Raw genomic sequence first — 13,659 nt, forward strand, 5'->3', positions numbered from 1 at the left:
CACACCTGGTGCATCCGTGAAAGCATCATCATATTGATCTGTTGATCTCGAATTGACGCCTCAGAAATGGAGGCGTGAACTTCTTGTACCTCCGCATCAACGTCGGCCAAAACATTAGTCAGATCCAGTTTCCTTCCAGCATTGTTTGCACGCATTGCTAGCTACCTTATTACCTAGTTTTGTGACTGCAACAGGTTCTGGTAGACAGCCAAAACCCGTTCTCCAAAGATCCTTGCACGCTCAGCATCACTCCATGTGTGATAGCGTCCGATCCCTAACGCTTTGTCCTCCGTAGAGGCCATTGCCTCGCGCAAAACTTGCGCTCCAACCGTGAGATTGGTCTCCACATCAAGCAGATCCGAACCAGCGCCAACACGCTTAGCTCGCGTAACCTGCCAATAAACATTGACCTGGGCAGGGCCAACATCAAATTTATCGCCATATTTTGCTTTAAAGAGCTTGTATGCTTCCCGATAGTCGCGTTCGTTATCCGCGTAGTACCTGGCATCGAGGGCGCGGAGTACGAATGGCCATGGTGCGACCTGATCATACTGTTCGCCTATGGCTCTTCCGCTCTCGGCAAGCGCAACAGCATAAAGAAGCGTCGGATCGACGCCTTCTGAGTCTCCTACGCGGTCATAAACAGTGCCTTGTAGGAATACTGGTGTTGTTCCATCCCCAGTAGCGTGAGTTACTCCTGAGAATGTCATCTGACTGAAGGCAAATACGAAAATTGTGATGAACTTCCGTACAGCTCGGGATGAATTCTGCACAATAAAACGGTTAAAAAAAAGTAAACAAATTGGGTGATTAGATACGTTCAGTAAAGACATTGTGAAACTCCGTGAAATCAACGCCAGATGGCGTCATCATCGAGTAAACCACCAGCCAGCCCCATCCAATCCGTATCATTTGTCGCTGCTTTCGAGTCTTTCTCTTTCGCCCCAACATCAACGGATTCCGTAGCTTCAGCCGCCCTGTAGAGCAGGTCATGAGCCAATGGGTTTCTGGTAATCTCCAGTCCCAGTGCAGCAAGCCTGATCAACTTACCGCCCTTCTTTGTTGCATTGCCCAGCTCCCCTAACAACTCCTCAAAAGCGGGTGAAAGCCGGACGTTAACGCGTAACACCTGGTCATCCAGATCATTCGCCTGGGGATCTGCCGGCGACAAATTCTGATTCATCGCCGACATGATGGCCCCAACGGTTGCCAGTAGCTTCAACCGCTCACCAGCTGCCCGATCGTATTGCCGCAAATGGTCACGCAGATCTGGATATTTAGCTGTGACGAAACAGTTAATCCGTCCGCTTGCCATAGCTGTCCCCTTTTAGGCGGCCTTTGCCTGTGACACCAGCCCCTGGCCCAGCAGGAAGTAGCCTTCTGCAATTGCAGTTACAGACTGATCGAACGTGACAACATGACGACACTCAGGGAACAGTTCTCTTGCAGCCTCTTCATAGAACTCTGCTCCTCCGCCAGCGAGGACCAACAAGTCGGCCACGTTGTCCTGGAGAGCCATATCAGATTTCATCTGGGCAAGTGCGTAGCGAGAGATTTTCTCCGCAGCTGCATTGAGGTAGGGCTTGTATTCGACAAACGTACCATTTGCCAACAGTTCAGGATCGCCATTCCTCATCGCACGTTCGAGAGCGCTTCGAACAGAACCGCCGGCACCGTATTCGCGACTGATTGCTTCAGCGGCTGCATCAATAACTCGGGCCATTGCACGGATAGAGGTGCCAGAGCTTTCCTTAATGATGCCGCCCTGCTTAAGAGTCACCCAATCTGCTGAGAAAAACCCAGGGTCGAGCACTACAGTCTGGCCTTCACGGATGATTCGGCTCATCTTTTCGTCTTTCGCATAGTCGTAAGCCATACGGATATATGCAGCTGAGGGCTGAGGGCGAACGACCACTTTTTTTACCGTCACCTTACGCTTGGCGGCTACCTGGTGTTCGCCCTCCATCATGGAGATGAGCTCTTTGATCTTCGATTCATCCATGGCCTGAGAGACTGGCAACCCCGTTACGAGTACGTCGATCGTGTCGGACTCGGCTTCCATCAAGCCTGCCAAAAATGCCGCCCGGTACTGCTTGGTGGTCACATAGTCATAGTTAAGCTCCCGCTTATCGCGCATGATCATTGCGGGCTCAATAAATGCGTACCAGGGTTCCCCGTCTACAGACACCGGCACACGCTGGTCCATCAAGTCGTTGTCTGCGTCAATACAGTCTGCAACGGGTGCCGCACCCACGGGTCGAACAAATGTTTTGGCCTGAGCGAATCCCAGATCTTTAGCGACATACCCTGCAACACCCTTTGCGTTGCTGTAACCGATGTCGAAGCCCATAACATACGAGGACATAAAAGCTCCTAAAGCTGATTGTTGGTTGATCTTTTGAGTACACCAACAGCTTCCCACGGTTTTCAGAAACGCAAGTGCCAAGTAGCTGCTAAAAACGACACCAAACAGCGTCATTGGCAGCAAATGATCTAGTTTCGGACGCCATGTGGCGTCCAGAGCGGTAAGATCGAACTGAAGCGGACTCTGGGTGACGCCAAAGGGTGTTCAAGGAGCGAGGCTGACGGCGAGGCTGACGGCATGGATGATGTATAGAACACCAAATGGCGTCCGAGAAGAGAGGGTATGAGCAGATGCATCGGCATTCCTGGGCCCCAGAATTCAACACCGATAGATCCTTCACGCCACACGCAAGATAAGCGATCCAGTACAGTGGGCTCAGGAATACCCAGCCCGCCAGTAGAAAACAAACACCGCCTGTACACGGCAGCCGACCCTGATTTCCCTTCCATTCCTGCGGTAGCGCAAACGCACCGAATACACGCTGTGTACAAAGAAGAGTGTTCAGGGCCAGTAAGAAGACCACTAAGAGCGGTACGTGCACCCCATACAGTGTGTGTGCACCGTACTTTGTTCACATAGTGTAAGAGACCGGCAATCCCCTCAATTTTGTAAAAAATAACACCTCTTCTGCACCGTAGAGTGTTCACGGGGTGTAATAGAGTACCCACCATAAAAGTGCCGGGCTGTGAACAATACACAGTAAAAGCAAAGAGATATCTATGTGGGAAAGGGGTGTAAGGCAATGGACTTCAATGCGTGCTGGTTTGAACAGATGGAGCAAATCCTTGCGGAGCAAGAGAATCTAATTACACAAGAAGCACAGACGATGGTAGACAACTACTGGGCGCAGATTAAGGAGCGAAAGCGCAGCGGAGAGAACGAAGGCCGCCTGGGAGTTCGAATCATTGATCGCGAGGGGTACAAGATCCAGATCGTTTGGTACAGGAAGCGGTGGGTCGGACCCAAGAACGACAAGAAGCTCTTCAGCAAAGCGATTCCAAAGGGGCGGAATCGGAACAAGTATCCAATGCAGCGATTCTCGGGCTTCACGAAGTGGGAGCAGGAGCTGGCAGAAATGTTCGAAGAGGACTTTGCACGACTTCGGGTAGCTAGCGGAGCGGTGTCCGATCAGCGCAAAGCGATGGATCGAGCCAAGAAGGCATACGAGGACATGGGGTATATCGAGCCCGAGGCCGTTGAAGACGAAGACTGCGAGCTCACGGAAGCGTAGCGGCGTGTTGAGTGCGAATGCGGTTAGTGCGACTGGTGTGAGCGAGATGAAACAGATGAGGAATGCAGTTAACGCGGGTTTGGTAGAAAAAAACACACGAAGTTCCAAGTTTTGTGCGATTGATTCAATACCATAGACGTGTTGCATAAGTGGGCACTTTGCAACATCGAAGAAGGCTGAAAAGCCCGATTGCACGCAGACATTCACCGCGCTCCGGCGCGGTTTTTTTTTGGCTTCACAGACCGGGCCGATAGCGGGTTCAGCGTGATGAGCGCCGTTGATACCAGGCCGAGGGGATAGAGTTGCTCGGGACCCGTTGGAAGAAAAACCGAAGAGGCGTCCTAAAAAACGCAGCCTTCCTGAAAAAGAAAGGAGAGCTGGCCTGTAGTGTAACCCCCATGATAGCCATGATCGGGGACCATCGATGCATCAGGTCGGACATCACATAACGGGAGCACTAACCGGCACAGCTACGGGGCTGCATTTGTATTCCCAGTACGATGCGGGATTGGCGGTACTTGGTATCAGCTTTCTCGGGGGTTGGTACGGAGGAGTTTTTCCCGACAACGTAGAGCGGATTTGGGGTGTTTACTGGATCAAACACCGAACAGTAACGCACTGGGTTCCGCTGTGGATTGGTGCCCTGTTCTGGATTTTGATGTCGGGCTATCCCCTGCCCTATGCGTTCGGAGAAGAGATATACGGTGGCCTTTTGGCATTTGTGCTGGGAGGACTGACACACCTGCTATTTGATTGGCCGAATCCGACGGGTATTCCGTTCCTACATCCTTGGCGTCGTCATAGTTTGAATTGGTGGCGGTCGGGTGAGGCAGACTTACTGTGTGTACTGATCTGGGGTGGAGCGCTGTTTGGATACACGGCTGCAATCTGAGCGAATCCTTGTCGGATTTGTTCTTACACAAAATACCTGTGCGGACGATAACTCTGCACTTGTGAAACAAAGCGCAAAGGCTTAGCAATGACCAGTAATGTAATTGGGCTGAACGGGGTAAGTCTCGCGACGCCAGTAGAAGAAGAGACAGCGAACTACACAAGATACCGTGACGGTTCAATTCGGTTGACCAGGCGTGGGTTGTCTCTGTACGGGGAGGCGTCTCGTCGCCTGGGCATCGATATTCGTAGGATCTGTACGGTCAGTGCAATGCAGGATCTCCAACGAAAGGCGTGGGATCTGATGCTTTCTGACGTTTGGGAAGATGACCGTGTGGCAGAAAACAGTCGTTATGCAGTAGGTCGACTATTGAGTATGGGCTCGCAGAGCATTGCGTGAAGATATACTGTTTGAAGACGAATACAGACAGCGATAGCTCGGCCACGTTAAATGTTTAACTCTGTATATAACGCGGGATGAACGGAAGCGCGACGGACGAAGGAAGATGGTGATGGGGAAGTGGTTTATTGACCCGCCAATGAAAATGATTGTGCCGGCATACGAGATTTCCGATCAAACGGCAGCGATTAAAGCTCGGCGTCTGATGGATGAGGTTTTAAATTACGCGACACCAGATAACCTGGACAAGAGTCTGGAGGATATGGGGATGTCGAGTGACCGCTCCGGAACCCGGCGCTGGAAGATCCTTCTCACCCTGCCGGCTCGCAGGCGTGATCTTTTGGGGGTCTGGTTAGACGGAAAAGGTCGCTCAATGGAAAGACCGGACCCGAAGAAGACCCGCACGCTTCTGCTCATTATGCTCGTGTCGAGTGATCTGGTGTCCGTTCGTGAGGGGAGCGGGAAGTTGTTTCTCTCATCTATTTTATTTGAACGAAATCAGATCCTACGCGCATATACATCAGGGATAAAAGCCGGGAAGACCAGTGCCATGCTAACGGTGACACTTCATGCTCTGCAGCGAATGATTCAGCGGGGGGCCGCATTGACGGATAACGGAGAGCTCAGTTACGTCGACCTTCTGAACCACCTGACCAACGTGTTCGTGTTGGCACAGAAGCGGTTCTTAGCGGATAAGACGCTTCTGGAGCACCGGATAGAATTTGCTGGCGGAACATTCGTCGTAAGAGCCGGTGAGAGCGGCCAGGGGAAAAGTGAACTGACACTCGTCACGATGCTGCCTCCAAAGAATTGAAGACAGCGGTTGTTTCTAACTCGGAGACACGTCTGAAAGGTATTTGTAGTCACAATAGCCACCGTGTTCGACATACAGCGGTGTTGGTTCAAATCCCTTGGCCTTGCGTCGGGCTTGAACGACCGTCTCCGCTTTGATCACACAGCGCATTTCACCATCCCACCAGAATCCATCCATTCGCTTGAGCCTCACCATCACTTCAGATTTGCCACGACAAGATAGACACGCCTGATCTACCCGAAGACTAGGCGGGAGATCCTGGTACCCGTTTGTCGCCGAAACAGTCCTCTGCAGAACAGCGAGATCCAGGTCCTGCTCTACGCATGTCGGACACGGGATCTTGCAGGTAATGTCGTAGGGGAACATTTCACCGTTGCACGCCGAAACCTCCAGGCGGGAGTCTGCCCGGTCGAGGTTCGCCAGCTCCGGTTCGGCTTGTTCGAACAAATCGAGCTGATTGTCATAGTCCGGGTGACCCGGCCCGAAGGGAATGTTCTTGCCCATGGGAATGCTTCGTGATGAATGAAACTGCGATTTTACCAAGAGAGGGATAGGCATACCGCAGGTAGCTGCGAAATTTGGTGGGGTACTCCTGCTTGCAGGAGGGGCTGACGACGAGGAGGTACGTTTAATCGGCCTGAACTCTGGAAACGACAGCAGCAGAGCCAGCAGGCGTTGCATTATGAAACTGCATGGGACGATTGAGTCGAGTTGATCACTAGCCAGAAAGAGGTATTCCTATGACAGAACAGAGCGATTACAAGCTATTCGAAGAGTGGGCGAACGGTTTTGATCACGACAGCCACGAATGGGAAGACATGGGTCGGGATAAGGTATTTCTGGCTGGCGTGACCGCACAAAGGAGCTCAAAGACCACAGAGGTGGTCGCGTTGGTCGTTGACACCACAGAAGATGACCATGCGCTGGCTGAGAAGATGCGTTTAGCGCTGAAGCTGACCGGTGGCCATAAGGTGCATGTGTCCGCCAGCAACGATCTCAGTGGGAGCGTTCAAAAGGAAGCGTCCGGCGACGCCCTGGGTACCGACATGACGAAGCTTGATTAGCTGCGCGTGTTCCGGGACTTGCTGGTGGGCGCGAACCTGGAAGATAACAGTTCAAGTCGGTTGTTAAGAGCTGGCCGGCTTCTTCCTGGTTTGCGTCGATCGCTGTCTGGTTTTCTGGGTTTTCTTCACGCTGGCCAGGGCAACCTGCAATTTAGTGTTCTCAGCCGCTAGCGACTCACGGGCTTTGATCGCCCCCTGAAGATCAGTCCGGGTTTGCGAAAGTTCGTTGCGAAGCTCTTCTATTCTGTCTTCCAAGTGCAGCGTTTTACTGGTCTGGGCATCGTACTTGGCTTGCGCGTAGGTCGCATCGCGCTCTGCCACTTTGAGTTCCGACCTGACATCAGACATCTCTTCCATCTTCTCAGTCAGCTGGTTCTTCAGAGAAACCACCTGATCGCAAGCCGCTTGGTATTTGTGCTCATCCTCCCCGATCTTTGAACGGGCCTTCTCGGCTTCTGCGCGTTCTGCACGAAGTTCCTGGCGGAGATGAGTCACCTCCTCGTCTTTGGCTGAGAGGCGAGCTCCATCTTCGATCTGAGCTTGCTCCAGTTCTTCAACACGCTGTTTGAGGGCCTCAATCTCGGCCTCCATGCGCTCACCTTCTTCCGCCAGCTCATCGGCGGTAGCCATGGCTTGCTGTGCCTCGGATTCCGCTTCGGCCCGAGCCTCACTGGCTTGACGAGAGATCTCAGCGATCAGTGCGTCTTGGATTTTTTCGGGGAGTTTCAGAGTCACAACCTTTTCGGGCTGGCTCTGGGCAGTCCAAGCGCGAAGGTGCCTGTGAATTGTATTGGGACTGCCGGTACCGAGTCGCTGGCGGATGCGCTGAATCGTGGGGTTCTCTCCCTCGCTCTCGATGGCCTTTGCACACTCAACGACCTGCTCGAATGTCACACCTGTACGCGCCATACCTGCACCTGCTCACCTGGTTGATGTATCCGTATTGTATCAGAAATACATTACAGAATACAATACATCATACAATACGATATGAAATACAGAATACGATAACTGATGCAAACATCTGGAGTCCGTGGAAGGGAGTTCGCCCGTAGGCTAAGCTGTTCCGGTCGAAGCATACGCAACGAACTCTCACAGATCTGAACAAGGAGGTTAACGTGAGACTCATCGTTCTATTGGTAGGAGCGCTCTATGCCCTGAGCGGGGCGTCATTTGAGCGTTTCAATAGCGAAACAAAGCGGGTCACCAGCGAGATCAAATGCTCAAGCCCAAAAGTCACCAGTGGGAGCGGTAGCTGGGGAGCACTTTACGGATGCGTCGGCGGTCGATCACAGACCGTAAAGCTCTTCATCAACGAAGATCCGAGCAATGGCCATGTGAAGAACGTGAAGTTCCTTTGGAACGATTGGACACAGGACGGTGGCTTTGGAACCCACTCAGATAAAGCGCTGGCCCAAACGTGGGTATCCATTCTTGGGACACTGTACGCCCCCCACAAAGTTGACCAGGTGATCGACGCCTTCTTTGGTGAATCGGATACCACAATTGATGGGGATACCCACCTTCTCCAATACACGTATGACTCGGGCCCTGGGATCGACCAGCGCATGATTGTTGTCGTTGAGAAGTGAGTGCGGCAATCAATACCTGGCAAAGGTCTGAGCGTTCGATTGGAGATGGCGCATTCGTTTTCACAGTTCCCCGCGTGCCCTAGCCCGCCAGGGCTCACCCCCCCTGCTCCGAAGGAGCCTTTTACCCTTTTCGTTTATCCAGCGGGCACCGCTGATCGGCTCGCGGGGATTGTGATTTCCGGGGTGGCGCGCCCTCCTGTGACGAACAGACCACACCGCCTTTATTAAAGATTAGTACCGTGACATACTAATTAGTAATTGGCATTACTAAACGGTACTAAAGCATGAGCATTGATTGGCACTACCCCCGCCACGACCTCACTGAGCGTGTCATTGAAGCGTTTGATAAAAGGGTCTCCAACACTCTGACGCTATTCGCCCCACGGCGCATGGGGAAGACAGAGTTTGTGCTACACGACCTCATACCAGCGGCGGAAAAGCGCGGGTTTGTACCGGTCTACGCCAGTTTTTGGGATAACCGGGACGATCCAACGTCCTCGTTGTTACACGCGATAAACGCGGCACTGGCCCAGAGAAGCTGGTGGAAGCGGGCAACCAATCGCATTGCTGGTGCACAGCTCAAGGTCAAAGCCGGCGCAGATGGCGTTGAAGCCGGCATGAGTGTGACTGCTTCACAGCCAGTCGCTCCAACCCCATCCTCTCTGGATGAGTTGCGCGATCAGTTCGCAGAACTTCTGCAAAGACATGATCGAATTCTGCTTTGTCTCGATGAAGCACAGCACCTTGCAACCAGCCAGGCTTTTGAGAACCTCGTGTTCTTCTTGCGCACGCTCCTGGACCGGAATTTCAACAAAATCTACGTCATGTATACCGGCTCCAGTCGGGATGGCCTTCGCAAGCTCTTCAGTCGGCGAAAAGCCGCGTTGTTCCAAAGCTCCTCGCAGATCGAACTGCCCGACCTTGGCGCTGGATTCGTAGAGCACATGCGAAACTGCTTTAAACAGGCCACTGGTCGGGAGTTCTCCTACTCCGAGGGCCAGCGAGCCTTCGCATTGCTTCACTACGTTCCACGGGAGTTCAGGTCGGTGATCGAAAAGATGATCCTGACCGGAGCGGATGACATCTTGAATGAGGCGGCTGTTGCGAACGATGATCAGCTTGAAGATAGCGGCTACCCCATTTTGTGGAAATCGCTCAAAGCGATCGATCAAGGCTTGTTGATATGGATTGCTTCCGGGAATGCGGCTCTGTACCAAGATCCCTGCAAAGAGTTTCTGGCAGACCGGTTGGGCGTGGACTCCGTTGAGACTCACACTATCCAGAACGCCATAAACCGACTTAGAGGCGAATACCTTTCTCTGGTTTCACATGGCACCTATGAGTTCGAGGATGCTCGATTCCGAGACTGGGTAGTTATGCACTGTGAGGAATAACCGCGAACTAGATCGTTCGCCTGTCATGGAATGGTTTGCCTGCCTGATGCAGAACTGAATCACGAGACTTGCATTCCGAGATCCCGATATAGGCTGGGAACATCAAGACACGATGTTTCAAAGAACTCTATCCGGGAGCAAGCCATGAAAGAAGTCTCAACGTTCAAAGTCCCCTTCAATATCTGCGATCGCCTGCATCAAGCCTTGCGAGCTGAACGCCACGAGGCGATTGCTGATCAAATCACTAACGCTCACCCCCAGGAGCTGGGAGCCGACAAAATCGTGGGCACCGGGGGTGGGTGTCAGGCGTGCATGGACCCGACCACTAAGCACACGATCACCGGCTTTGCTGAAGGTGCGCACTATATCGATGCCTTAGTGGATGCCGGTTTGTGCTATCACTTCGAAGATAGCGCTGCTGATTGCCTGCGCCATCACAACCTGTCCGACAGCCAGATTGAGGCCATCGAACACAACGTTGCCCAACTGTTTCAGATCGACTGGCATATCGGCGGGTATGACTGCCTGTTCCACTACGCCCTCGACAAGGGTAAGCGCCCGACGAAGGCCAAAGGACATAAGGCCACAGACGCCAACGACGAGCTGCTTGAAAACACCGACAGCAGCCCGGCGAGCTCGGAATTGATTATTCGTGACATCGGTCTGGTCGGTTCAGCTCGGAATCGTGTTGAATTGACCTGTGAGGATACCCGAGATGGCCGTAGGCTGATCGTAAACCTGTCCGTGGTTTCTCTCGATTTCGTATAAGGGGAGCGGCATGAGTCGAACGACGCAACACGAGCTTAGAGTTTTGCTGCGGGACGCCCGGAACGCCCTTGGTGTTCGTTCCAACCGGAAGATCTGGCCGAAACTTACGCCTCTGACGGACGCGCTGGCGGAGCGACTCGGGCCAAAGGCTTGTGCCGTAATGGTCAGCCCCTATACCGACGGTTACTGGATGATCTTTTGGATAGACGGGGATTGTCGCGAGAACACCAAGCGCATCGCCCCAGAGGATCTGGCATTATCTCCGTCAAAATTTGTGGCCAAGCATCTTAAATCTAAGGACTGTCTGAGTTAACCGCTCACAAGTACGTCACCACCAATGCGATTTTGAAACCTCTCCGATCCTGGTAACCGCCAGCAGGTGGCTGCGAAAAGTGCGCCCTTATCAGACCAGGGGCGCACAAATTTAGCCGCTACTCAGCACGAACAAGCCCTCTGGATCTGTAGCATCAACCTCGACCTCATGGAACAAACCGGTAGATTGATAAGAAGACTATGAAAGCATCCATCATTCTTTTGTTAGTAACATCGCTTGCAGCAACCCCTGCGACAGCCGATCTGGTCAAGAAGTCCAGCAGTGGTATCTGCCACGACCGCCATAGCAGTTGGTTTGAACGCACCAAGAACTACACTGAGTTCGGCTCGCTGGCGGCGTGCCTTGAAACTGGTGGACGGTTACCAAGGGATTACGCCGGCCCCGGTGTTCGCTCTGGAACCTCCGCACAAGCCGCCATGGGAGAAGCCCAGCGCGAAGGCCGGGCGTTTTCCCGTATCTATAACCGAGAGGACTACAACCACTGGCTGGATCGGGATTCGGACTGTCAGGACGAACGACACGAGCTGCTGATCGATAGTTCATTGACCAGTGTGACCTTTCGGGATCGGAACCAGTGTTACGTAGATACCGGACTCTGGTACGACCCATATACAGACCGAAAATACTCCAAGTCCTCGGATTTGCACATAGATCACATCGTGAGTCTCAAATTTGCTCACGAACGCGGAGCTCATTCGTGGCCGCCACAGCTCAAAGAGCGCTTTGCCAATGACAGGCAAAATTTGATCGTAACGGAGGCCGGAGCCAACATGAGTAAATCCGCGCACGGACCTTCCGCCTGGTTGCCCCCGAATCAGCAGTACCGATGTACTTTCCTGGCGAAGTTCGATGCCATCATGGAGAAGTACCAGCTTGAATATCAGGCTCGTGAAAAGCGCGTGATCAACCGCATGAAGAACGCCTGCGGCGGCTGACAACCAACACCTCTCCCCGTGAGAGTTGCATTCCAGCAACCCGGTTTACGATTTCATTGGTTGGGCCAAAGGGCCCGAAAACGGGAAATCGGACCAACGGGGAGAACACGATGTCGACAAACACTCTGCGGACAAAGGAAGGTGCGCCTATCCAAACCCAGAAGCGCTATTTCTGCGACCACCCAACAGATCCAAGCAAGAAAGAGATTCTGGTCGTCGAGAAGCTGCCTCACCCTGACGATGAGTGCGATCGTCAAGATCTGATCATCTGCCGCAACAACCGGCTCGTGTGCCGGCATGTACCACCGTCTTACCTCCGCGTCGATCTGCACAGTGTCGCAAAAGAGCTTTGGACGGATTTCAGCAATGTTCCAGTAGACCAGAACGAGCAACTGGAAGCCTCCTTCCTTCGGTTCCCCAAGGGAACACATCGCGAGGATGTCTGGCACTGGTTCGAAGCCAACTTCACTCTTTCGGTTGCAACGGACCTCATGGGTATTGAAACCGCCTGAGATTTAGCCGGTTGCATTTCGAAAACCCGCGATAGATTAGGTTTGAAAGCGCCGCAAAAAACAGGCGTTAGTAAATTAAGACCCAAACGGGGGAGAAACCATGAGCAACCAAGCAGCAAAGAAATTTCTTGAAGTATTCGCAAATGCCGATGCCATCGAAATCGATGGTTTTTTCATTCGTCATTATGACAACACAGTTCACTCAGGCTCCGGCGACCCCTCGGAAACGGCGATTGAGCTGACTATCGACGTAGAGGGTCGGGAGTTCGAAATCATTATTGAGCATGGCGACCTCAACGACATCACTCTTTGCGACGAAGGAAATCAGTGGACCGTTGGCAGACATGACATCTGTTTTTTCACCGTCCAAACCATCAGCACAAACCCGGCAGAAGTCTGACTGGGCCTAGCGGAGATCAGAAAACTGCCATCTATCCGTACCCCACGGCCAAATGTCCGCCAGCAAAAGGAATAAATCCATGAATCAAGTCGCACTCATTGAAGTTCCGATCCAGGAGAACATAACCGCGCTTGGACTGTTCGTGAATGGCCATCAGGTGATGGTCACCGGGCGTTCCTCTGGCCACGATGTAATGCCAACCCGCCATGTTGCCGAAGACATCGCACAGGCGCTCGGGGTTACGCTGACAACGCTCATCGCTCCGATCAAAGAGTATGGTGACGAATGGTGCTGGAATGAGATCCATGTGGACATGATCAACAACGGTCACCTGATGCCGCCAGAAGGCAGTACAGACCTGATGAAAGGCTTTTATCGCTGCCCCTCCTGCTTTGAACAATGGGGGGTCTGCGATACCACCAACGAGTCCATGCTTTGCGAAACCTGTGATCATGGGCTTGTAGAGCCCTTCTACTCAGGCGACCCGAGTGCAACCGTGGAAGATACGCTTCACTCGCTGGCGGACCAGGAGCAAAAATTCCCGAATCCCGGTGAGCGGGGCCCGTATGTAGTTGAGGTGTGCCGAAACGCTACAAAACACGCGACTCTAACGGTCGACAACGCGGCTGGTCCGGCTAGCGCCCACCTCTGGGCGCTAGAAACTGCAGGGGACATCGAGTTCGGGAGCGATTCCAGTGCTGAATACGAGGTGCTTCACTGTCACGCTCTTGCAAAGCCTGCCGTACAGGTATTAAATCACGACATATCTGGCGCGAATGAGCCGTTCGGAAAATAGTTTCTCTCCTCCGGCACGTCTTCGGAAGACACGTAGAAAAACAGGTTTACCTACAAGCGAACTGAAAACCCAATACATAATCTCCGATTTGAAAAGGAATACTATGCTTACCCGATCCCTACTGATTCTTGTCATTGGCTTGGTCAGCGCTACCAGCTTTGCA

Annotated in this window: 18 protein-coding genes; 13 read left to right on the plus strand and 5 right to left on the minus strand. The window is 52.8% G+C overall.

What is annotated here, in order from left to right; translation table 11 throughout:
* Positions 1-173: 173 nt before the first annotated feature.
* From KO499_RS00025 to KO499_RS00035, 3 genes are read right to left on the minus strand one after another with little or no spacing between them, the layout of a single operon-like run.
* Positions 174-833 (minus strand): hypothetical protein, encoded by a 660-nt coding sequence (locus KO499_RS00025; RefSeq protein ID WP_215981715.1) that lies wholly within the window; start codon positions 831-833, stop codon positions 174-176.
* A 17-nt stretch (positions 834-850) separates the two neighbouring features.
* On the minus strand, positions 851-1,315 hold the full coding sequence (locus KO499_RS00030) for a hypothetical protein (RefSeq protein WP_215981716.1): 465 nt from the start codon (positions 1,313-1,315) through the stop codon (positions 851-853).
* A 12-nt stretch (positions 1,316-1,327) separates the two neighbouring features.
* Positions 1,328-2,365 carry a ParM/StbA family protein gene (locus KO499_RS00035; protein WP_215981717.1) on the minus strand — a complete coding sequence of 346 codons (1,038 nt, stop codon included), beginning with the start codon at positions 2,363-2,365 and terminating at the stop codon, positions 1,328-1,330.
* Positions 2,366-3,107: 742 nt separating this feature from the next.
* On the opposite strand from KO499_RS00035, the gene mobI reads away from it, so the two are divergent.
* From mobI to KO499_RS00055, 4 genes are all read left to right on the plus strand, one after another.
* Positions 3,108-3,596: a conjugative transfer protein MobI(A/C) gene (gene mobI / locus KO499_RS00040; protein WP_215981718.1), complete on the plus strand. Its 489-nt coding sequence runs from the start codon at positions 3,108-3,110 to the stop codon at positions 3,594-3,596.
* A gap of 424 nt (positions 3,597-4,020) precedes the next feature.
* Positions 4,021-4,488, plus strand: a complete 468-nt coding sequence (locus KO499_RS00045; RefSeq protein WP_215981719.1) for a metal-dependent hydrolase — start codon at positions 4,021-4,023, stop codon at positions 4,486-4,488.
* A gap of 87 nt (positions 4,489-4,575) precedes the next feature.
* A complete protein-coding gene (locus tag KO499_RS00050; RefSeq protein ID WP_215981720.1) occupies positions 4,576-4,887 on the plus strand; it encodes a hypothetical protein in 312 nt (103 codons plus the stop codon).
* 112 nt (positions 4,888-4,999) lie between these two features.
* Positions 5,000-5,701: a hypothetical protein gene (locus KO499_RS00055; RefSeq protein WP_215981721.1), complete on the plus strand. Its 702-nt coding sequence runs from the start codon at positions 5,000-5,002 to the stop codon at positions 5,699-5,701.
* Positions 5,702-5,716: 15 nt separating this feature from the next.
* Here KO499_RS00055 and KO499_RS00060 read toward each other — a convergent pair whose 3' ends face one another.
* Positions 5,717-6,205: a hypothetical protein gene (locus tag KO499_RS00060; RefSeq protein ID WP_215981722.1), complete on the minus strand. Its 489-nt coding sequence runs from the start codon at positions 6,203-6,205 to the stop codon at positions 5,717-5,719.
* A gap of 236 nt (positions 6,206-6,441) precedes the next feature.
* Here KO499_RS00060 and KO499_RS00065 point away from each other — a divergent pair, with 236 nt between their 5' ends.
* The gene (locus KO499_RS00065; protein ID WP_215981723.1) at positions 6,442-6,765 is read left to right on the plus strand and encodes a hypothetical protein; all 324 of its coding nucleotides are present in this window, start codon (positions 6,442-6,444) and stop codon (positions 6,763-6,765) included.
* 63 nt (positions 6,766-6,828) lie between these two features.
* Here KO499_RS00065 and KO499_RS00070 read toward each other — a convergent pair whose 3' ends face one another.
* Positions 6,829-7,674, minus strand: coding sequence for a DNA-binding protein (locus tag KO499_RS00070; RefSeq protein WP_215981724.1), 846 nt, complete (start codon positions 7,672-7,674; stop codon positions 6,829-6,831).
* Between the two features lie 209 nt (positions 7,675-7,883).
* Here KO499_RS00070 and KO499_RS00075 point away from each other — a divergent pair, with 209 nt between their 5' ends.
* The 8 genes from KO499_RS00075 to KO499_RS00110 all read left to right on the plus strand — a co-directional run bounded on the left by KO499_RS00075 (position 7,884) and on the right by KO499_RS00110 (position 13,496).
* Positions 7,884-8,357: a hypothetical protein gene (locus KO499_RS00075; RefSeq protein ID WP_215981725.1), complete on the plus strand. Its 474-nt coding sequence runs from the start codon at positions 7,884-7,886 to the stop codon at positions 8,355-8,357.
* A 284-nt stretch (positions 8,358-8,641) separates the two neighbouring features.
* A complete protein-coding gene (locus KO499_RS00080; RefSeq protein WP_215981726.1) occupies positions 8,642-9,751 on the plus strand; it encodes an ATP-binding protein in 1,110 nt (369 codons plus the stop codon).
* Positions 9,752-9,895: 144 nt separating this feature from the next.
* Positions 9,896-10,519, plus strand: a complete 624-nt coding sequence (locus KO499_RS00085) for a hypothetical protein (protein ID WP_215981727.1) — start codon at positions 9,896-9,898, stop codon at positions 10,517-10,519.
* A 10-nt stretch (positions 10,520-10,529) separates the two neighbouring features.
* On the plus strand, positions 10,530-10,832 hold the full coding sequence (locus tag KO499_RS00090) for a hypothetical protein (protein ID WP_215981728.1): 303 nt from the start codon (positions 10,530-10,532) through the stop codon (positions 10,830-10,832).
* 200 nt (positions 10,833-11,032) lie between these two features.
* On the plus strand, positions 11,033-11,788 hold the full coding sequence (locus KO499_RS00095; protein ID WP_215981729.1) for a GmrSD restriction endonuclease domain-containing protein: 756 nt from the start codon (positions 11,033-11,035) through the stop codon (positions 11,786-11,788).
* Positions 11,789-11,898: 110 nt separating this feature from the next.
* Positions 11,899-12,300 (plus strand): hypothetical protein, encoded by a 402-nt coding sequence (locus KO499_RS00100; RefSeq protein ID WP_215981730.1) that lies wholly within the window; start codon positions 11,899-11,901, stop codon positions 12,298-12,300.
* Between the two features lie 100 nt (positions 12,301-12,400).
* The gene (locus KO499_RS00105) at positions 12,401-12,700 is read left to right on the plus strand and encodes a hypothetical protein (RefSeq protein WP_215981731.1); all 300 of its coding nucleotides are present in this window, start codon (positions 12,401-12,403) and stop codon (positions 12,698-12,700) included.
* Between the two features lie 79 nt (positions 12,701-12,779).
* Positions 12,780-13,496 (plus strand): hypothetical protein, encoded by a 717-nt coding sequence (locus KO499_RS00110; RefSeq protein WP_215981732.1) that lies wholly within the window; start codon positions 12,780-12,782, stop codon positions 13,494-13,496.
* Positions 13,497-13,659: the final 163 nt, after the last annotated feature.

The sequence above is a fragment of the Marinobacter sp. F3R08 genome (assembly GCF_018860425.1).
Lineage (GTDB): Bacteria > Pseudomonadota > Gammaproteobacteria > Pseudomonadales > Oleiphilaceae > Marinobacter.